Raw genomic sequence first — 21,502 nt, forward strand, 5'->3', positions numbered from 1 at the left:
TGTTTTGCATATTAGTATTGACAAGGTGCAACTTAAAGGTCAATTTCTCTATTTGTTATGCCTATTTCTATAAAGTTTGAAACTAAGGGGAAAGTGACATGTCACTTGCTGAACTAATGAAGCTATACGTAGACCAAAATGGTCTTGGTCATTTGGAAGGTATAATTGAAACCGAAATCAACGGTCTTTATTTTTACAGAAGCAGCCAAGGCAATGCGCGCAAACCTTTTGTCTACCAATCTGGCGTAATTGTACTTGGGCAAGGAAAGAAGAATATCTACCTCGGCAATCAACCTGTGGAATACGGGCCAGATGACTATTTGGTGGTAGGTGTTCCTATGCCCCTAGAATGTGAAGCCATTGCTGTCGATGGGGAGCCACTGCTTGGTTTGAGTATTGATATTGACCAACATGTGCTCCACCGTTTAGTGAATAAACTGGAATCGATGAACTGTTATAAACCGTGCGCTGATAGTCGCTTACAGTCTGGACTCAAGTCAGTTGCGATGGACAGCGACATGCTAGATGTCTGTATGCGACTAATGAAGGCTCTATGTAATCCGGTTGAACTGGTGGTGCTAGGCGAGAGCTTAATGGAAGAACTTGCTTTTAGAGCATTGATGAGCCAAGAAGGCCACGTTTTGTTTGATTTGGCTCGGTATGACGGACATTACGCTCGGGTAGCTAAGGCTCTTGATTATCTGCATAAAAACTATAACCAACCTGTTACTGTTCAAGATCTTGCCCAATACGCCAACATGAGCGTGTCAGCTTTTCATCAAGCATTTCGCAGCGTGACGTTAGCCTCACCGATCCAGTACATCAAGAAAGTACGTTTGGATAAAGCCCGTGAGTTAATTCAATTGGAGGGAATTAAGGTTGGGGAGGCTGCTCGTTTAGTTGGGTATAACAGTGCGTCGCAGTTTTCTAGAGAGTTCAAACGACACTTTAATGAAACACCGAAAGCCAAGTTTGTTAGTTAATAGTAAAAAGAGGAAACTCGGTATTACAAATTTACAGTGTTTTTTGAGTGTGGTTTGAGTAATATAATGAGAACAAAGAGAATTGTTCTCGTTTCCCTATAGGAGATCTAGTCAATCTTCTGTAATAAGCCCTTTTATCAGTGAGATGAAAGGGCTTATTTTTTGTATAACGAACACATTAAAAACAAGTTATCGATGCAAAATAAGTATGTATATTTTGCATGGTAGTTACTTTGTATTGCGAGTCATTTTGTAGTCTGACGAAATAATAGGTGTTATTTCTCCATACTAACCTACGGTTATTTTACAAAATATTTTAAGTATTCGGCATTGATAAAGTCGAAGTTTAATTTTGTAAACAATAACTTAAGGATAAAGTGACATGTACATACAAAGGTCTGGTTCGGCTAAACTTTTTACCCTCAGTACGCTGAGCGTCGCCTGTTTAATGGCGTTTAACGGCTATGCTGCGGTCGACTGTGGCAATCTTGAAAACTGGGACTCCTCGGTGGTCTATACGGGGGGCGACCAGGTCCAACATTTAGGCTCGGGGTATCAAGCGAATTATTGGACTCAAGGAAATGATCCTATACAAACCTCAGGAGAGTGGGGGCATTGGAAAAATTTAGGCAGTTGTGATTCGGCAGGCGGTAATGAAGTACCAACCGTGTCAATTACTTCACCTTTGGTAACAGATTCAATAACAAAAGGTGACGATGTCACCATTGCTGCTAATGCAAACGATATTGATGGCAGTGTGGCAAAAGTTGAATTTCTCGTGGATGGAACGCTTGTCGCGCAAGTGACGGCTGCTCCATACACAACATCCTGGAATGCGACGCTGGGAAACCACCAAATTAGTGCTATCGCGTATGATGATGTGGGTGCGCAAAGTTTGGTTAGTCACGTAGAGATCTCTGTTACGGGTTCAAATCCCGATAATGTAGCACCAACGGTAGATGTTTCATTGTCGGCGACCAGTGTTGATATAGGATCTGTTGTTACCTTGACCGCCAACGCTGATGATTCTGACGGGACTGTGAATAAAGTCGACTTTTATGTTGCAGGCCTGTTGGTTGGTACTGCTGCGTCGGCACCATACACGCTGGACTACACGACTACTCAAGCTGGCAGCCTTTCTATCTATGCTAAGGCGACAGATAATCTTGGGGCAAGCACCAACTCCACTATCGCGAGTTTAACGGTGACTGGCGCATCACCTGAAGCCAACTGCCGCCCTGACGGCCTCTATCAAACTGAAGGCGTTAGCGTACCTTATTGTACCGTGTATGACGAACAAGGGCGTGAGCAAATGGGGTCTGATCATCCGCGTCGTGTTATTGGTTATTTCACCAGTTGGCGAGCAGGTGATGATCCTCAAGCTTCTTACTTAGTTAAAGATATTCCTTGGCAGCAATTGACTCACATTAACTATGCATTTGTGGGTATAGGTTCAGATGGCAAAGTTAACTTAGGTGATGTTAACGATCCTAATAACGTAGCGACTGGCAAAGAGTGGCCTAGTGTCGATATAGACCCAACGCTTGGTTTTAAAGGGCACTTTGGCGCACTGGCGACTTACAAACAACGTTACGGTGTTAAAACTTTAATTTCGATTGGTGGATGGGCTGAAACCGGCGGACATTTTGACGCGGATGGAAACCGTGTTGCTGACGGTGGGTTCTACACCATGACAACAAATGCCGATGGCTCAATTAATCATGCAGGGATTGAGAAGTTTGTCGCTTCTGCTGTTGATATGATGCGTACTTACAAGTTTGATGGTCTTGATATTGACTATGAGTACCCAACTTCAATGGCGGGAGCCGGAAACCCATATGATAAAGCCTTTATGGAGCCGCGCCGCCCCTATTTATGGGCTTCTTATCAAGAATTAATGAAGGTACTCCGTGAAAAACTGGATGCTGCTTCTGCTCAAGATGGTGTTCACTATATGCTGACCATCGCGGCTCCTTCTTCTGGTTACTTACTTCGCGGTATGGAGACCTTTGATGTTACCAAGTACTTAGATTACGTCAACATCATGTCTTACGATTTACATGGTGCTTGGAATGACCACGTAGGTCACAATGCCGCACTATTTGATACAGGTGAAGATTCGGAACTGGCACAGTGGAACGTATATGGAACCGCAGCTTATGGCGGAATTGGATACCTAAACACTGACTGGGCCTACCATTACTTCCGAGGTTCAATGCCCGCTGGTCGAATTAATATCGGTGTCCCATATTATACCCGAGGATGGCAAGGAGTAACGGGTGGTACCAATGGTCTATGGGGGCGTGCGGCATTACAGGATCAAACTCAATGTCCGGCAGGAACAGGTGAGGGTGAGAAGAACAATTGCGGTAATGGCGCTTTGGGTATCGACAATATGTGGCATGATAAAGATCCACAAGGCAATGAAATGGGAGCGGGTTCAGGTCCTATGTGGCATGCAAAAAACCTAGAGAAAGGGATCTGGGGGACTTACAGTTCGGCATATGGCTTAGACCCGGCAAATGATCCTACAGATCAATTCGTGGGAAGCTACACTAGGCACTATGACAGCGTCGCTGTTGCCCCTTGGTTATGGAATGCAGAAAAGAAAGTGTTCCTATCTACGGAAGACGAGCCATCTGTCTCGGTGAAAGCGGATTATGTTATCGATAAGGAAATAGGCGGTATCATGTTCTGGGAACTTGCAGGGGACTATAACTGCTATGTTCTTGACAACAATCAGCGCACTTCAATTGACGTGACTGAGCAGGCTTGTGCAAATGGAAATGGTGAATACCATATGGGTAACACCATGACCAAAGCGATATATGATAAGTTCAAGTCAGCCACCCCTTATGGCAATAAGGTTGCTACCGGGGCAGTACCGACAGAAGCAGTAGATATTTTAGTCAAGATTAGTGGGTTTAAGGTTGGCGACCAAAATTATCCGATCAATCCGAAAGTGACCTTTACCAATAACACGGGGCAGGCGATCCCTGGTGGTACCGAATTCCAGTTTGATATCCCAGTATCGGCGCCAGACAATGCTAAAGATCAATCCGGTGGTGGATTAAAAGTCATTGCTTCTGGTCATACGCGAGCGAACAACATTGGTGGACTAGATGGCCCAATGCATAGAGTCTCGTTTAGCTTACCAAGTTGGAAAGATCTTCCTAGTGGTGGGACGTATGATCTTGATATGGTTTACTATCTACCTATTTCAGGGCCAGCAAATTACACTGTAAATATTGCTGGGGTAGAGTATGCATTTAAGTTTGAGCAACCGGAGTTGCCTTTAGCTGATTTGTCCAATGGTGGTAACAATGGGGGCAATAACGGTGGCGACAATGGCGGAGATAGTGGAAACGCTACAGCTTGGGAACCCGGTGTTACTCAAGCGCAAAATGGCAATACCTATTCACATAACGGTAAGTGCTTTGTCGCAAAGAATAACCCGGGTAGTTGGGAAACGCCTACTCAGTCAAATTGGTTCTGGGATGAAGTGACGTGCACACAATAAAATAGATAGAAACCAAGCATAAAGGCCTTGGTAGTAAACCAAGGCCTTCTGTCCGTCTAGATTGAATTAAAACTTGTAACTCTCTGGGACAACAACTATGCCATTGTCAGAAATATGGAAACGTTGGGCATCTTCCATTGCGTTGAGACCGATAGAAGTGTTGGGAGGTATCGATACATGTTTGTCTATAATACAATTCACTAGTTTGCATCCTTCGCCAACTTCAACATCATCAAACAAAATACTGTCGACGATTGTTGCACAGTCATTGATACGAACATTAGATGAGATAATTGAGTGCTGAACTGACCCCCCAGAGTTTATAACTCCACTCGCAATGATGGAGTTGATAAAAATTCCCTCGTTACCTGTGGCCGAAGATACTGTTCTGGCGGGTGGTAATTGTGATTCGTAAGTTCGTACCCCCCAGTTAGGCTGGTAAAGATTCATCTGAGGTACTGGTTCGAGTAAATCCATATTGGCTTGATAAAATGAATCGATTGTACCGACATCTCTCCAGTAGCAATCTCTCGCTACACGCCCTCGATCAGAACAAAAGTTGTAGGCGTAAACACCTTGTTCATCGATCAAGCGAGGAATTATATCGTTGCCAAAGTCATGGGACGAGAGGTCATTGTCAGCATCATTAAGTAATGCGCGCTGTAACGTTTCCATCTCAAATATATAGATTCCCATAGAGACTAGACTTCGATCAGGGTTATTAGGTAAGGACTCTGGTTCGTTAGGTTTCTCTGAGAAGGTTTCAATCAAGCCATCTTCATTGACTGATAGGACCCCAAAGGCCGAAGCGTCGTTTCTATCCACCTCCATCGAGGCAATAGTCAACTTGGCCCCATTTTGAATATGATCTTTCAACATCTCGGCATAGTCCATCCTGTAGATGTGATCGCCAGATAATACGATGACGTGTTTCGCTTCGCTACGATCTAATAACCAAAGATTGTGATATATGGCATCGGCTGTTCCTTCGTACCATTTTCCCTTACCGCGCATCTGGGGCGGTACAACAGAGATAAATTCACCAAGTTCAGGATTAAACAATGACCATCCATCTCGTAAATGCTTTTGCAGTGAATGAGATTTGTACTGTGTCAGTACTAAGATTTTACGCAGGCCCGAATGAAGACAGTTGGTCAATGTAAAATCAATTATGCGGTATTTCCCCCCAAAAGGAACGGCTGGTTTGGCTCGGTCATCCGTGAGCGGGCTTAAACGAGAGCCCATACCACCAGCTAAGATAACGGTGAGCGTATCTTGCATTTTCTATCTCCATATAGCGCACAAGGGACATATGAAGGTTAGTTCAAGATTTAAGCCAAGAAAGATACAACGTGCCGATAAGGGGCCTTGCAGTTACCTACAAAGAAAATGTGTGATCTTGGTGCGCTTAAACGACTTGTTGCACCAAATTTAGGCAATGGAGTGGGTTTCGCTTACTGAAAGAACAGAGACTTGATTTCGCCCCATTGTTTTTGATTCATATAGTGCAATGTCTGCACGTTTATAGGTTTCTTCGGCTTTATCTGATATCTCAGTGACGCCGGCGCTAATGGTAATGTTAAGTTCACTTTCAATGTTGATGGCAGCTCGAACTCGGTTTAGCACCATTTCGGCTTCTTTTAAGTCGGTATGAGGCATGATAATAGCGAACTCCTCACCACCAATTCGAGATACAACGTCGGTTTCACGTAGTTGATGAACAAGGCTTTTTGCTACCTCTACAATAACCTGGTCACCGCGGTCGTGGCCATATTTGTCGTTGACACGTTTGAAATGGTCAATATCAATCAAAGCTAACGTTGCAGGCTCATTTTTTCTGTAACGTTTTGACCGTAGTGTTTGATTTTGAATCTCAGTGTCGAACTTGCGCCGATTCCAAAGTGAGGTCATCGGATCTTTTTCACTGAGTTCTCTAAGTCTATTTTCCAGCTCTTTTCTGTGCGAAATATCGACAAATGAAGCGACATAGAATTGAATAACACCAAATCGATCTTTTACAGTCTGAATGCGAAGAATTTCAGTAATGATTGAGCCGTCACGACGTCTATTGACCACTTCACCTTCCCATAACCCTTTGTCTTCAAGAATTTTCCACATATTCATATAGAACTCTTGTTGATGCTTACCAGAAGCAAAAAGAGAAGGGGGCTGGCCTTTGACATCTTCGAGTGTGTATCCGCTGATACGAGTAAATTCACTATTGACCTGAATGATACGGTTATTGCGATCGGTAATGACGACAGCTGACATGCCATTCATGGCCGCTCGCGCTATTTTGCTGTCTAAGCTATTTTTCTCGTGTCTATAGTTCCATGTGACGAAAGTAAATGTCAGCAAAAACAGTATGATGAATATGAATGCGGCTTGAGTATAGAGATCATGCCTTGCATCATCGGTAAAGGCATGAGCGTCGTCTAACGATGTTTTAATGAAAAATACTAGTTCTTCAACGTGCTCAACATCATTAAGCTCAGTACTTGTATAAGAAATCCAGTAATCCCGTTCTTTAACTGTACCGAATTTGTTCAACTGCAATTCACGCCAAAGCAAAGGGTATTGATGTGCGATATTCCATTCGCGGTGTTCGTTAACAAGGTCTCCTAGGATCTTGTCGCCGGTTGTAGACATCAAGTAATAGCCTTCACCTGTCACAACATTAGGAAGGTTGGTGTGGTTTCTTTTATAGGCAAGTCCACGATAAATACGCGTTAAATCGAGGTTGGCAATAAAGTATCCTTTACGTTCACCGTCCAATGTGATCGGGTAGATAACGCGGTAAGCTGGTATATGGGGGTTTACTATATTGCCATTTTCGATCTCAAGATCAATGCCATAGTTACCGGTGTCGTGATTGCCCAACTTGCGCGCAAAAGCGAAGTAGTCCCGGTCACCTTTGAACTGCAGCCTCTCTTTTTCGACTATCTCGAGAAACCGTTCGCCACTATTAATACGAACGATTTCCATGCCACTGGCATCTAAGAACCTAAGCTGAGAGTAGTACCCTTGTGTGCGTGCAATCAGCAACCAAAACCCTTCGAGAGCATCAAGATTCTCACGTGTTGGGTTCAAGATAGCTTGGTTAAGCATACCATTGTTCGATAAATAGCGAAGTGAAGACCCTATTTTTTGAAGTGAAGTTTGTAACTCAACTTTGGAGTATTCAAGTTTGTTGCGATTGAGTCGCTCTACATATTGCTGAGTTTGTTGGTTGACTAACGAGAACTGAGTATAGAAATAAAGAAAGGGTACGAACGACAGTGCACAAAAAACGGCAAGAAATTGGAAGATAATTTTGGAACCACGTTTGCGCATTTAATTATTCTAATAATTAAGTTAGTCAATAAGGGTTAAATCATACTACGATCTTACTACTTTTACTGTGAGCATGGTTGAATATTGGTTAGTTTGGAACGTCGTGTTTTAAAGAATTGTGCATTTTTACATAGAGCCGGGTACCCGACTCTGACTCTAAAGGGGTAGTAGAAGCAAAAAAAAGCACCTTTACAGAAGAAGGTGCTTCGCCATCTATCGGGGGAGTTGGCAATAAAAATTAGGCCGCCGCTGCTTGTTGTTTCTTTTCTGCTTTGCTTTTTAGGAATGCGTAAGTGAAGCCTGTTACTGCGGTACCTGCTGCGATTGCTACTAAGTACATTAATACTGGAGAGATTGCGTTAGGGATTAGCAGTACGAACAGGCCACCGTGTGGTGCCATTAGTTTTGCACCGAACAGCATCGATAGCGCACCGGTTAGTGCACCGCCAGCCATACAAGAAGGGATGACGCGCATTGGATCTTTCGCTGCGAATGGGATTGCACCCTCAGAGATAAAACACAGACCAAGAACGAATGATGCTTTACCTGCTTCACGTTCGCTTTGTTCAAACTTGTTCTTAGCAAGGAATGTTGCCAGACCCATACCTAGAGCAGGAACCATACCTGCCGCCATGATTGCAGCCATTGGCGCGTACGTATGAGAAGCCAATAGACCAACACCGAATGCGTAAGCCGCTTTGTTAACTGGACCACCCAAATCAAAACACATCATTGCACCAAGAATAATACCTAGTAGCACTGCGCTGTCGGACCCCATGTTATTTAGGAAGTCAGTCAGACCGTTCATAATGCCTGAAACTGGGCCACCTACGATATATATCATTACTAGACCAGTGAACAGCGTTGCCACAAATGGAATGATCAGAATCGGCTTGAGTGCTTCCATCGATTGTGGCAGTTGCACTTTATCTGCTAAGAACTTGGCTGCGTAACCTGCAATGAAACCTGCTGCGATACCACCCAGAAAACCTGCGCCAGTTGAACTAGCAAGCATACCGCCCACAAGACCCGGAGCCAGACCGGGACGGTCAGCAATAGAGAAGGCGATGTAACCAGCAAGCACTGGAATCATTAGAGCGAATGCCGAGCCTCCACCGATGCTCATCAGTGCCGCTGCTAGCGTGCCTTCTTCTTTAAACGCTTCGATACCAAATACGAAGGATAAGGCGATGATCAAACCACCGGCAACTACCACAGGAAGCATGTGCGATACACCCGTCATTAGGTGTTTGTACGCACCTTTCTTCTCTTCTATTGCTGATGATGCACTAGAAGATCCAGAGTGTTGGTATTCGCTTGCTTGTTCAAACGCTTTGTCCATTTCTTCTGCTGTTTTCTTAAGAGCTGGACCGGTTTTTGTGCGGTACATTTTCTTACCGTTGAAACGGTCAAGGGGCACTTCTATGTCAGCTGCGATGATCACTAGATCTGCGTCTGCGATTTCTTGGTCAGTCAGTTGGTTTTTCGCACCTACTGAGCCTCGCGTTTCCACTTTGATTTGGTGACCACGGCGTTTGCCTTCTTCTTCTAGTGCTTCTGCTGCCATGAAAGTGTGTGCAACGCCAGTAGGACATGCAGTGATAGCGACAATCTTCTTTGTTGCAGATACGCTTTCTGCTTGTGCTGCATATGTTGTTGCTTGCTCTAGTGTTGCCGCGCTTTTAACAGCAGTTTGTAAGAAAGCGGCTGCGTCTTTTGCAACGGTACTGATATCTGCTTGGTAGACTTTTTTACCTACGAAACGAGAAGTATCGACTGGAGTGTTAGCCGCAATTACGATCGTTTCTGCTTGTGCAATGTCAGCGTCTGTCAATAGCGTTGGTTCAACGATGTTTGATTGGCATTCAATCTTAGCATTCCAACCCAGTTTTGTGGCCGCTTGTTCGAGTAGGCCTGCCGCAATGATGCAGTTAGCAACACCACTTGGACAAGCTGTAATAATGGCAATATTCATACTGATAACCTTCTGTTCCTTAGTTATTGTCTAAGCTCGTGTTAGGGTAAAGCTCGCTCACTTGCGTTCGGAGCTTGATGTTCTCCAGTTCTTCCTGACTGGTTAGGCCAACGCCAACTTGGCTCACTGCTAGGGCAGAAAGCGCAGTAGCGAAGCGCAGTAAATCGTTATTAGGCATCACTTGCATGTGACCCCAGCACAAGCCCGCGACAAGCGTATCGCCTGCGCCAACTGTGCTAACTACATTCATTTTTGGTGGTTGTGCGCGCAACCATTCACCTTGGCTTAGCCACATCACACCGTCAGCGCCCATTGAAACCACAATATTTTCAATGCCTTTATCGCTTATTGTTTGTGCTGCTGCTTGGCATTGCTCTGGTGTGGTGAGGTGTTCGCCAACGAAGTCGCTTAGCTCTTCATCGTTTGGTTTGATCAACCAAGGATGCGCATCGATACCTGCACGCAACGCTGCTTTGCTGCTATCGAACAGTACTTTTTTGCCTTGCTGGTGTAGCTCTTCAATCCACGCCGCACATTGTTCTGCGGTTACGCCGCCAGGTAGGCTACCGGCAAGTACGAAGTAGTCGTGCGTCTCTGCAAGGCGGAATAGGGTTTGTTCAAAGCGCTCGATTTCTTTTCCTGTTACTTGAACGCCAGGGAAGTTGATATCGCTCACTTGGCCACTAGCTTCAACCAGTTTTACGTTGATACGCGTTGCGCCTTCGACTTCAACAAACTCGCTTTTCACTTTGATGTCGTCGAATAGTTGGTGGAATAGCTCAGGGTTGTCTTTACCAAGAAAGCCTGTCACGGTCACGTCTGCGCCAAGGTCACTCAGTACTTTCGCCACGTTTACGCCTTTGCCTGCAGCATGCAGGTTGCTCTTTTCTACAAGGCTAACTGAACCTACTTTTAGCGAGTCCAGTGAGCCAGTTAGATCAAGGGCTGGGTTAAGCGTGATGGTAACGACTTTGTTTGTCTTCAATACTGTCATTCTTTCGCTCCTTAACCTTCGCCAAGGCCAGAAGCTATCGCCTTACCAATAGAGTCAATTGCTTGCGGTGCATCTGGGCCGTCAGCAAAAAACTGAAGTTGGTGGCCATGTTTAACACCAAGCGCGATGACCTTCATCAGGCTTTTTGCATTCACCGCTTTGCCATCACCATCTAGGTTGGCAACGCGAATGTTTGATTCAAATTTTTTGGCCTCAGCGACTAACATAGCGCCAGGACGAGCGTGTAGGCCGTGAGCATTCTTAATCTTGAAGACCGCTGTATTTCCATCTTCAGCCGCTTCCGTTGTCACTTCTTCACCTTTGAATAGCGCAAGAATCTGTTCAGCAGATGCATCAAGTAGTTTGTTGTGTTCATTGTTAAACACAAGCTTTGAAATCGTGGTTAAGATAGATTGATGTGCGCTGTTGCAAGCAGCAAACGCAACAAGGGCGCGCACTTTGTTGCCTGAAAATGCACAGTCGTTTGCTGTGGAGACAAAAGAGACGCCAGTACGAGTCACTTGTTTATCACTACCAACCAACCACAGACCCTGGCCAAGGTGTGTAGGGGTTTTAGTTACAATATCTGCAACAAATTCAGATCCAGCGCAGCCTGTATTTTTGAGTAGGCCACCTGCTACAGCACTCATCTGCACCATATCACTGGCTGGGAATTGCAGTTGTACTAGTGATGCATCAAAATCTGCTTCGAGTTGAACATCGCCATTAAGTAGGGCAATGAGTTCTTGTGCGTTTGTGGCGTTGCGTAGACGCTGCTCAACACCATCTGCGCCAAGAACTTTCGTTAGTTGCTTAAGAATGCCTAAATGTTCGTCCGATTTAGCGGCAATACCGATAGCGACGAATACAGTGTTACCATCACCCCAGTCAACCCCCTGTGGGAAGTGATGCACAGCGACACCAGTGGTTTTTACCATAGTGCGGGTGTCAGTAGTGCCGTGCGGGATCGCGATACCATTACCAAGAAAAGTAGAGTTTTGTTGCTCACGATTGAGCATGCCTTCAGCGTAGCCTTGATCTACAAGTCCTGCATTGCTGAGGCTCTTTGCGATATTTTTAATCGCTTCAAATTTGTCACTTGCTGCTTGTGCCAGTGTAATGTCGCTTTTCGCTAACTTAAGCATGGTGCTTCTCCAGCTTTAAGGTTTTAAAATCGTTCAATTAGCCAACAGGGCTTCAATATTCTTTTTGCTTAATTGAACTGAATCGATTCAGCAAAAAGAGAAAAATATGTGGATTCAGCACTTTTCCTTAATAACTAATTGATTTAAAAAGGTGTCGATGAGTTACACAAGACATATTTGAGTGATTTGCCTCACTTTATCGACTTTGCTGAATCCTTTCAGCTTTAATACTGAATCGTTTCAGCATATAATTCAACTCATCGTGGGATCATTTATAACGTATTATGATCCGGCGCACAGAACAAAGGTTGATGATATGACACTAGATGAAATAGCAAAACTTGCGGGTGTTTCAAAAACAACGGCTAGCTATGTAATCAATGGTAAAGCTCAAAAATATAGAATAAGTGAAAAAACCCAACGCAAAGTGATGGCGGTGGTGAATGAATACAATTATCGACCAGACTTAGCAGCAAGCACCTTACGGGCAGGGCAAAGCCGCTCTTTTGGTTTAATTATTCCAGATCTAGAAAACACCAGTTATGCGAGGTTGGCCAAATTGTTAGAGCAAAACTCGCGTTCAGCAGGGTATCAGATCCTGATTGCGTGTTCTGATGATGAACCTGAAACAGAAAAAAGTGTTGTACAAGCTTTAGTGAGCCGTAAAGTCGACGCCCTGTTTGTTGCCAGTGTTATTCCTTCTGCTAGCGAGTTCTACTTAGAGCTAAAATCAAAAGGTATACCCGTTATCGCACTTGACCGCCCGTTAGATGATGAGCATTTTTCCTGCGTGATAAGTGAAGATTTTGGCGGTGCGTTTGATTTAACTCAGTCTGTGTTGTGTGACGGTGTCACTAGTGTTGGTTTGATTGGAGCGCTTCCTGAATTGAACATTTCACGTGAACGCGAATTAGGATTTATGTCAGCAGCGAGAAAGAACAATGTCGGTGCTAGAGTTGGTTATGGTGAGCACTTTAACCGCAGAGATGGCAAGCAAGTACTAGAAACTTGGTATCACAACAACACTGTACCCGATGCTATTGTCACTACGTCATATACTTTACTAGAAGGTGTATTAGATGTACTACTAGAGAAACCTGACTTGGCGAGTCAGATTAAGTTAGCGACATTTGGTGATAATCGACTTTTGGACTTCTTGCCGATGAGAATCAATTCGTTGCCACAGCAGTTCGAATTGATCGCAGATAGTGCAATGGAACTAGCGTTAAATGCGGCAGCTAAGCGATATAAAGCTGGGGTCGAGTTGGTCCCAAGAAAGATAGTCGTAAGATAAAGCTAAGCCCTGTTATTAACAGGGCTTAGTTTTTATCTATAGACTAAAGGAGCACTTAGTATTGGAACCTAACCGACATAGTCACCTGCGGACCATAAAGCCCATTGTTACGAGTCTCAGCTGAAAGTGATAGTTGCTGCGTTGAATGGAATCTAACCCCCGCATGGAATACAGAAGCATCATCGTTTCGGCCGATTCGCCCCGTTGCTTCAACTTGATCTGTTAGCCATAGGCGTACGCCAACGTTGATTTCAGCCTGTGTGTCGCTTTCACCACCAGCTTCTTCGGTATACTTCACCTGATGGACAAGCAACTGGCCATAAACGTCAGCAAATTGGCTGATTGGGCCATTAAAACCAATCCCACCAGCGAGATCATAATCTTTGTCAAACTGAGTATCAGCACGGAGAATAAAGTGAGAGTTTTCCGTGAAGAACGTACTAAACTCAGCACCAGTCATTTCTGGACCAATAGCAGTTCGGACTTCGAAAAAGTTATAGTTAAAATTATTTGCCTGAGCGCCTGTGCTGATGCCTGCGAACGCTAAGGCACTGGCCAACATGATTTTCTTCAAAAGTAGTCTCCGACTAGCAACAATAAATTGACTAATTGATTTGGCTTGCAATAAACAAGCCAAATCATAACGTAATCAGAGGACTAATTCAGGGCATTTATAGGATTTGAAGACGATCTACTTCAATTTCTGGCGTATTTCCACCTTCATACTCTCCGAAAAGACGAACTTTAGTTGTATGGTCAATCGGCTGCGTCATATGAATGTCGTCATCCAGCTCAACTTGAATCTCACCTTTGCCGTCAGAAAAAATAAAGGTATCGCCTTTTACTTGTCTAAGAAGGTTTCCTTCTACAACAACATTCTTCTCTGTGAACATACTGGTATCACTCAGGAGTGAATCTACCGTGGTAAGTTCGACTGGTCCGTTAAACTGGATTCCTGTCCCTGTTTCATGACGGCCGTCTTTCGCAAAGGCTAGAGTTGGCGCAAGGATAAGAGTGGCTACGGTCGCTAGAACTACTTTTTTCATGTCAATTTCCTATTGTTTAATGGGTCGTGTTCGTTTGATAGTGCTATTAAAACAAACTTATTTTGAATCCATGCTGAGCATAAGATTCATATTCCATTCATATTGTTGAGAAAACTGGGTGATTGCCGTTATTATTAGTGCTATCACATAGATTTAGTAAGTTCAGATATCTCATGCAGTCAACGATTAAGGCGTTAATGGTTCAAGGCACGACTTCCGATGCTGGAAAAAGTGTTCTTGTGGCAGGTTTATGCCGTGTTTTAGCCCGAAAGAAAGTCAAAGTCGCCCCGTTTAAACCACAGAATATGGCGCTAAATAGTGCTGTGACCCCCGATGGTGGTGAGATTGGACGTGCGCAAGCAGTACAAGCTTTAGCGTGCAATATTGAATCTAGTGTTCACATGAATCCGGTATTACTTAAACCAAACACTGACATGGGCGCACAAGTGATTTTACAAGGCAAGGCGACGACAACGGTCGATGCCATTGGATATCGGAGCTACAAAAAAGTGGCCTTGCCGGTCGTTATGGAGTCTTTTTCGATCTTGCAGTCAAAATATGAATCGGTATTGATTGAAGGTGCTGGGAGCCCAGCGGAAATCAATTTAAGAGAAAATGACATCGCCAACATGGGATTTGCAGAAGAGGCCGATGTACCAGTGATCATTGTCGCCGATATCGATCGTGGAGGGGTGTTTGCGCACCTTTATGGAACGCTGGCGCTACTCTCAGAGAGTGAACAAAAACGAATTAAAGGGTTTGTCATTAACCGATTCAGGGGAGATATCTCCTTATTGCAATCGGGTCTAGACTGGTTGGAAGAAAAAACAGGAAAGCCTGTGATTGGTGTTTTACCATACCTCCATGGTTTTGACTTAGAAGCTGAAGACGCCATTAACGCGCAGCAAATCACTAGTGAAAATGCTAAGTTAAATATTGTCGTTCCTGTCTTTCCGCGTATCAGCAACCATACCGATTTTGATGCATTAAGACTGAACCCAGATATTAACCTAAAGTATGCTGGCAAAGGAGAGCGCCTTACAGAAGCCGATTTGATCATTCTTCCTGGTTCGAAGTCTGTAAGGAGTGATCTCGACTACCTTCGTCAACAAGGATGGGATAAAGACATCAATAGGCATCTAAGACTAGGAGGGAAAGTCATGGGGATCTGTGGTGGATACCAAATGCTGGGTACGAAGATTGATGACCCTATGGGTATTGAAAGTACAGCTGGCTCAACCCAAGGTTTAGGGCATCTTGCTGTTGAAACAGAACTGAAAGAAAGTAAAACTCTGAGTAATATAAGCGGTGTGATGACTCTCAATGGCAAAGAAGTATCAGTGGCTGGATATGAGATTCACGCCGGAATTAGCCAAGTCACAGGATGTTCTTTAGTTAAACTGGAAAGTAGTAAAAGTGATGGAGCGGTTAGTGATTGTAATCAAGTGCTAGGGACTTATCTACATGGTATCTTCGACTGTCCAGACGCAGTTTCGGCCATCTGTCAGTGGGTAGGTGTCGATGAAATTGCGCAAATCGATCATAAACAGAATCAGCAGAAAGCAATTGACAGGATTGCTGATGCTATAGAGCAGCATCTTGATCTTAAGAAGCTTTGGCCTGAATTATGATAACCATGAACGATGTTAGAATCTGCCTTTTCGCAATATTTGCTTGCGCGAGTTTTACTGTTAATGCAGAGACGTTGCGTATTTACGCCGCTTCATCTATGACTAATGTTGTTAACGAAATCGTTGACCAGTTTGAAACAACACATTCGCTCAGGGTAACGACAGTTTATGGTGGAAGTGCCTCGCTAGCTCGCCAACTTGCCCAGGGGGCGCCAGCGGATGTCTATATTTCAGCCAATCTCAAGTGGATGGATTACCTTGTAGACCAACAAATAGCAACTAGTGACGCCGTCACTAATATTGCGGCGAATGAGTTGGTGGTTATTGCACCTAAAGGTAATAATGTAGGGTTAGATATCAATATGGCTGGCTCTTGGTTGTCTGCGTTGAATGGCTCAAGACTCGCCTTAGGGCAAACCAATGCGGTCCCTGCCGGTATTTATGCCAAAGAGGCGTTACTAAATATTGGTATATGGGATGACATAAAGTCGTTTTTGGCTCCGACGAGTAATGTTCGAATCGCTCTTACTTTAGTTGAAAGGAAAGAAACGCCTCTTGGGATTGTTTACAAGACTGATGCGCTACTGAGTGATAAAACAGAGATTGTTGCAACCTTCCCACATAACTCTCATTCGAGCATTTTGTATCCGATGGTGACGCTTAATAACAAGGCACATACACGAAGGTTTGCACAATTTGTGAACTCACAGCAAGCGCAAACTATTATAAAGCGCTTTGGTTTTTTAGAGGCAAAAGAGCAGAGGTGAATTTGCTAACCGACTACGAATATCAAGCACTGTTGTTGAGTTTGAAAGTTGCGTTTTTCGCAATTGTTTGGCTAATTCCTCTCGGTATAGCACTTGCTTGGTTATTGGCAAGAAAGCAGTTTATTGGTAAAAGTTTGATCGACGCGATCATCCATCTGCCGTTAGTTTTACCACCAGTAGTGATTGGCTATCTATTGCTCATTTCTATGGGCAGGCAAGGAGTATTTGGAAACTGGCTGTTCGAACATTGGGGGCTGGTTTTTTCTTTTAGTTGGAAAGGAGCTGTGCTCGCATGTGTCGTCGTTGCGTTACCCTTGATGGTGCGTTCAATAAGACTTAGCTTAGAAAGCGTCGATGGTCGGCTAGAACAGGCTGCAGCGACGCTTGGCGCCTCACCAATTAAGATCTTTTTTACTATCACCTTACCTTTGACGATCCCTGGGATCATTACTGGAACCATGCTTTCATTTGCTAGAAGTTTGGGTGAGTTTGGGGCAACCATTAGCTTCGTCTCCAACATTCCCGGTGAAACTCAAACAATTCCATTAGCAATGTATACCTTTATTGAAACCCCTGGCTCGGAACAAGAAGCGATGCGGCTGTGCTTGATTTCCATTGCCATTGCTCTTGCATCCATGCTGATATCTGAGTGGCTTGCCAGAGTCAGCGCACGTCGATTAGGAGCAGAGGCATGAACGAAATTACGACGTGCTATCAACAGACGTTAGGTAATACGCATTTCGACATTGATCTAAAACTCCCAAGTAGGGGAATTACCGCTGTGTTCGGTCGTTCGGGGGCTGGAAAAACGTCTCTGATTAATGTTATCTCGGGGCTGACACAGCCGGAAAGCGGAGTGATTAGCGTAGGTAGTAAAACTCTTTTTGACTCCGCTCGTAAGATCAATGTCCCAGTCCACAAGCGTAACGTTGGCTACGTGTTTCAAGATTCTCGATTGTTTCCTCATTTCAAAGTCGAGCGCAACCTAAACTATGGCGTGTCAGTTTCCGATTCAAAGCACTTTGAGCAAATCGTACAACTCTTATCACTTGAGAATTTGCTTTATCGTTACCCCCACCAATTATCTGGTGGCGAGAAACAACGTGTCGCGATAGGGCGAGCTTTGTTGTCAAAACCAGATATCTTGCTTATGGATGAGCCGCTTGCCTCTTTAGACTTACCGAGAAAGCGAGAAGTGATGCCTTTTTTAGAGCAGCTATCTCAAACAGTTGAAATTCCGATTATCTACGTATCACATAGTTTGAATGAAGTCCTTCGACTTGCGAGTCATTTAGTGGTTATAGATGAAGGAAAAGTCGCTGTATCTGGTCCAATTGAAGAGGTGTGGTCTTCAAGAGCAATGAAACCTTGGCAATCCTTTTCTGAGCAAAGTTCCCTTTTTGAAGGTTGTGTTGTTGAGCATAATAATGACTACGCATTATCTAAAATCGAACTAGCACCAGGGGTTAGATTATGGGTACAGAAAATTGAAGGAGAGATCGGCTCTCCTGTAAGGCTTCAAGTACGAGCCAATGATGTGTCTTTAATGCTTGCGAAACCTAGACATACCTCTATTCGCAATGTGTTGCCCGGTACTGTTTCCAAGATAGAAACTCACAGTAATAGCCAAGATAGAATCAGTGTGTCAGTTCAAGTCGAGCTATCGAAAGAATGCAAACTAATGGCAACGGTTACGGCTTGGGCAAGAGATGAATTAGATCTTAAAGCGGGTAACAAGGTGTATGTACAAATTAAAGGGGTGAGTGTGACTCAAAGAGATATTGTCTTATCCCATTAAAAAAAAGCCGCATATTGCGGCGTTTTTGTTTTAGCGTATTTGTGATTTAGTAAATACGTCAGTAAAGTCACGCTTCAAAATTGGGTCGCGGCGCGCTTTTTTGATTTGCTTAACCATATCTTTAACGCAGTTGTGCAGTACCTGATCAAGTAATTGCGCGCGGTACTCTTCCTGCTGCTGCTCTGACATGTCTTTTGGAAGATCCAAAGTAGGGAACTCTTCCATTACGTTCAGACCAGCAAAAGCTTGGCTGACAGAAACTAAAGCATGGAATTGCTCAAAGTTGTCTAAAACATTCTGGGCACTGCTCGGCAGCTCATTCCAAGACTCGCGAACAGCATCTTCAGAAACTTCATGGATTGACGTTACCATCAAATGCATTGCTTCCGGAACATCATCAAATTCAATTACTTGGCGAAGTTCAGCGGAAACCTCTGCTAGATCTACTTTTTTCTGCTCTGTTTGAATAACGTCAGACATGGCTATTTTCTCTTAAAATGTGTGTGTATCGGCGCTATCGTAAAAAATTGGGGCCAAATGTCAACCTTGGATGGATGATTAGAACAAGGTGAAGTATGCTTTTGTTAAACATGTGATTTCTTGATTGTTTTTGCTCATTGGCCCATTTATTACTTAATGGTCAAAAGACATGAGTTGAGACGTTGTTAACTAAGGGTAGTGGAATAGTGGAAGTAACAGGCTCATCGATGAAGATCCTACTGGTAGATGACGTTCAAATGGAGCGGATCCAACTTGCTATCAGGTTGAAACAGCTAGGACATAGTGTAGAGATGGCGAGCTCAGGTGAAGAAGCTTTAGCGCTATACCCTCAGCTTGAACCAGACTTAGTGTTGCTCGATATTTCCATGCCACAAATGAACGGATTTATTGTTTCGTCAAAAATCAGAGAGCTTTACCCTGACTGGGTACCAATTATTTTCTTAAGTAGCCATGATGAACCAACCATGATCGCAAGTGCAATTGAAGCTGGTGGGGATGACTATCTGATCAAACCCGTCGACAAAATAGTGCTTAACTCCAAATTGATTGCGATGCAACGAATCGCCTTCATGCGTCGAGAGCTGAAACAAAAGACGGTAGCACTGGCAAAAGCCAATGAAGAATTAGCCAAGTTAGCGCAAGAAGATGGGTTAACTAAAGTTAAAAATCGTCGTTACATTGACGAAAAACTGGCTGAGATGATCTCTTTACATGGGCGCCATGAGTTGCCATTAAGTATTATCATGCTAGATGTAGATAGGTTCAAACTTTACAACGACAACTACGGCCACATCGAAGGTGACAAGTGTTTAGTTGAAATTGCTGCAATCCTAAATCGTTTATTCTCACGAAGTGGTGAGACAGTTGGGCGCTATGGTGGTGAAGAGTTTGTCATCATACTCGGTTATACAGACTTTGAAACCGCGATGAACAACGCACAGCGAATAAAATCAACCTTAGAAGACGCTAGTTTACCGCATGAGTATAGTGACGTGTCATCTATGGTGACAGTGTCACAGGGCGTGTTGCAATTTGTTCCTAGTGGACGCGAATCTATAGAACAGGTTTATGAACGTGTTGACGAACGCTTATATCAAGCCAAAGAGAATGGGCGCAATCAATTTGTTGCTGTTGACTTAACTACTTAGCTAAAACAAACACGGTTTCGGCCTGACTTTTTCGCCTTGTATAGCGCATTGTCAGCCGCCTTCATTACCTCTGATACCTTATTTGATTCGCTACTGTCAGCGACGCCGATACTGATAGTGACGTTTACATAATCTTTTTGTTTTGCCACCCCACGTTTTCTTGACCCGACTTTGTCATCTTTTGGACGAGAGTCTTGATTGCGCAGGGTCATGTCGTAACCCTCAATAGAGGCTCTCAGGAGTTCGAGGTGATCATGTGTATCCTCTAATAGCTTTCCTTTAAAGAGTACGGTGAACTCTTCACCGCCATAGCGATAAACTTTAGCGCGGCCACCAACTTGCTGAAGTTTGCTTGCTACCAGTTTAAGGACATCGTCTCCAGTATCATGACCATAAGTATCATTGAAAGATTTAAAATGGTCGATATCTAACATCGCTATGGTGTAGCTTCGGCCTAAATGTTTTAGATCAGATTCCAATGCGAGTCGACCAGGGATTTCAGTAAGTGTATCCATGAACGCAAGCTCGTAACTTGCTGAAAGGAGATAAACGAGTAACAGAATACCTGCCAACGAAAACATGGTGCTAGAAATGTAGGTGACATGGAAAAAAACAAACGTAGTGGCAGACAACAAGGTTGCTGAATAAATGACCACATCAATGATGCTATTTCGATTCAACACGCAGATAGACAGTATGAGCACCATTGCTAAAAGAAAAACTACAAGTATAAATGGTAGCTTTGATATTTCGGGCAATACGAATAGAAATGTCTCATCGATATTGTCAAATCCACCTTCATAAAAATACGTTAGGATTAAATGTGACCACAACACAAGCATTGCTATCTTGAAAAGATAGAACCCAAAGGAACGGGTAAATAATGCGGAATCTTTGTAGCTATAGACAAAAATGAGTGCAATCGGCAGTAACGCGGCAAGAAGCGATAGCTCAAGAATTGTCGTACCCAAAGAGAGGGGGGATTGCAAACGTTCTTGTATCAACCAATATGAGACTAATAGTGCTGACGCAACCATTGCAATTCTACTTTGTTTGAAAACATCCCCTAGCACTATAGTTATAACAAACAAAACAAATGGAAGTTTAGATACGATACCCAAGTTTGAATAGGTTAGGCTGATAACGTTATTCATTCCAAATGCAATAAACGTCAGCAACATCAAAGGCAACGAGAGACGGAACCAATTTGTAGAGACGAGAGAAAATGACATTCAACCTAGCCTGACAGGATCTAATTATTGATTAGCAACTTGCTAAGAATACTTTTATTTGATGAATTTCCAAGCTTTTTACTAAACTTATAGATGAAAATTCGTGTTACGTATAGATAGTGGTCATATATTGGT

At 43.8% G+C, this 21,502-nt stretch carries 17 protein-coding genes; 8 read left to right on the forward strand and 9 right to left on the reverse strand.

Annotation, left to right across the window (positions count from 1 at the left end; translation table 11 throughout):
- The first annotated feature begins 98 nt into the window (after positions 1–98).
- Both ZX61_RS18905 and ZX61_RS18910 read left to right on the forward strand, forming a co-directional pair.
- Positions 99–983 (forward strand): AraC family transcriptional regulator, encoded by an 885-nt coding sequence (locus tag ZX61_RS18905; protein WP_049846147.1) that lies wholly within the window; start codon positions 99–101, stop codon positions 981–983.
- A 382-nt stretch (positions 984–1,365) separates the two neighbouring features.
- A complete protein-coding gene (locus ZX61_RS18910) occupies positions 1,366–4,503 on the forward strand; it encodes a chitinase C-terminal domain-containing protein (protein WP_049846148.1) in 3,138 nt (1,045 codons plus the stop codon).
- Positions 4,504–4,569: 66 nt separating this feature from the next.
- Here the strand turns inward: ZX61_RS18910 and glgC are convergent, their stop codons facing one another.
- The 5 genes from glgC to fruB form a co-directional block, all read right to left on the reverse strand.
- The gene (gene glgC / locus ZX61_RS18915; RefSeq protein WP_049846149.1) at positions 4,570–5,784 is read right to left on the reverse strand and encodes a glucose-1-phosphate adenylyltransferase; all 1,215 of its coding nucleotides are present in this window, start codon (positions 5,782–5,784) and stop codon (positions 4,570–4,572) included.
- 150 nt (positions 5,785–5,934) lie between these two features.
- Complete coding sequence (locus tag ZX61_RS18920; RefSeq protein WP_049846150.1) at positions 5,935–7,836, reverse strand: sensor domain-containing diguanylate cyclase; 1,902 nt, start codon at positions 7,834–7,836, stop codon at positions 5,935–5,937.
- A 238-nt stretch (positions 7,837–8,074) separates the two neighbouring features.
- Positions 8,075–9,811 carry a PTS fructose transporter subunit IIBC gene (fruA, locus tag ZX61_RS18925; protein WP_049846151.1) on the reverse strand — a complete coding sequence of 579 codons (1,737 nt, stop codon included), beginning with the start codon at positions 9,809–9,811 and terminating at the stop codon, positions 8,075–8,077.
- Positions 9,812–9,830: 19 nt separating this feature from the next.
- The gene (gene pfkB, locus ZX61_RS18930; protein WP_049846152.1) at positions 9,831–10,805 is read right to left on the reverse strand and encodes a 1-phosphofructokinase; all 975 of its coding nucleotides are present in this window, start codon (positions 10,803–10,805) and stop codon (positions 9,831–9,833) included.
- An 11-nt stretch (positions 10,806–10,816) separates the two neighbouring features.
- A complete protein-coding gene (gene fruB / locus ZX61_RS18935) occupies positions 10,817–11,950 on the reverse strand; it encodes a fused PTS fructose transporter subunit IIA/HPr protein (protein ID WP_049846153.1) in 1,134 nt (377 codons plus the stop codon).
- Positions 11,951–12,266: 316 nt separating this feature from the next.
- Between fruB and cra the strand changes: the two genes are divergently transcribed.
- Positions 12,267–13,244, forward strand: a complete 978-nt coding sequence (gene cra, locus ZX61_RS18940) for a catabolite repressor/activator (protein WP_049846154.1) — start codon at positions 12,267–12,269, stop codon at positions 13,242–13,244.
- A 55-nt stretch (positions 13,245–13,299) separates the two neighbouring features.
- Here cra and ZX61_RS18945 read toward each other — a convergent pair whose 3' ends face one another.
- Both ZX61_RS18945 and ZX61_RS18950 read right to left on the reverse strand, forming a co-directional pair.
- On the reverse strand, positions 13,300–13,806 hold the full coding sequence (locus ZX61_RS18945) for a hypothetical protein (protein WP_193395072.1): 507 nt from the start codon (positions 13,804–13,806) through the stop codon (positions 13,300–13,302).
- A gap of 109 nt (positions 13,807–13,915) precedes the next feature.
- A complete protein-coding gene (locus ZX61_RS18950; protein ID WP_049846156.1) occupies positions 13,916–14,290 on the reverse strand; it encodes a YgiW/YdeI family stress tolerance OB fold protein in 375 nt (124 codons plus the stop codon).
- A 173-nt stretch (positions 14,291–14,463) separates the two neighbouring features.
- Between ZX61_RS18950 and ZX61_RS18955 the strand changes: the two genes are divergently transcribed.
- The 4 genes from ZX61_RS18955 to modC are packed head-to-tail and all read left to right on the forward strand — an operon-like array spanning position 14,464 to position 18,486.
- Positions 14,464–15,921, forward strand: coding sequence for a cobyric acid synthase (locus tag ZX61_RS18955; RefSeq protein ID WP_049846157.1), 1,458 nt, complete (start codon positions 14,464–14,466; stop codon positions 15,919–15,921).
- 5 nt (positions 15,922–15,926) lie between these two features.
- Positions 15,927–16,688, forward strand: a complete 762-nt coding sequence (gene modA / locus ZX61_RS18960) for a molybdate ABC transporter substrate-binding protein (RefSeq protein ID WP_049846324.1) — start codon at positions 15,927–15,929, stop codon at positions 16,686–16,688.
- A gap of 2 nt (positions 16,689–16,690) precedes the next feature.
- A complete protein-coding gene (modB, locus tag ZX61_RS18965; RefSeq protein WP_049846325.1) occupies positions 16,691–17,383 on the forward strand; it encodes a molybdate ABC transporter permease subunit in 693 nt (230 codons plus the stop codon).
- Entirely contained in the window at positions 17,380–18,486 is a 1,107-nt protein-coding gene (modC, locus tag ZX61_RS18970) for a molybdenum ABC transporter ATP-binding protein ModC (protein ID WP_049846158.1), read from the forward strand. Before modB ends, modC begins: the two co-directional genes overlap by 4 nt.
- 30 nt (positions 18,487–18,516) lie before the next feature.
- Here modC and ZX61_RS18975 read toward each other — a convergent pair whose 3' ends face one another.
- The gene (locus ZX61_RS18975; RefSeq protein WP_049846159.1) at positions 18,517–18,966 is read right to left on the reverse strand and encodes a DUF3069 domain-containing protein; all 450 of its coding nucleotides are present in this window, start codon (positions 18,964–18,966) and stop codon (positions 18,517–18,519) included.
- 206 nt (positions 18,967–19,172) lie between these two features.
- Between ZX61_RS18975 and ZX61_RS18980 the strand changes: the two genes are divergently transcribed.
- Entirely contained in the window at positions 19,173–20,135 is a 963-nt protein-coding gene (locus tag ZX61_RS18980) for a GGDEF domain-containing response regulator (RefSeq protein ID WP_049846160.1), read from the forward strand.
- Here ZX61_RS18980 and ZX61_RS18985 read toward each other — a convergent pair.
- Positions 20,132–21,367, reverse strand: coding sequence for a GGDEF domain-containing protein (locus ZX61_RS18985; RefSeq protein WP_049846161.1), 1,236 nt, complete (start codon positions 21,365–21,367; stop codon positions 20,132–20,134). The two genes, ZX61_RS18980 and ZX61_RS18985, sit on opposite strands and share 4 nt — an antisense overlap.
- Positions 21,368–21,502: the final 135 nt, after the last annotated feature.

It is taken from the genome of Vibrio sp. VPAP30 (genome assembly GCF_001188205.1).
Lineage (GTDB): Bacteria > Pseudomonadota > Gammaproteobacteria > Enterobacterales > Vibrionaceae > Vibrio > Vibrio bivalvicida.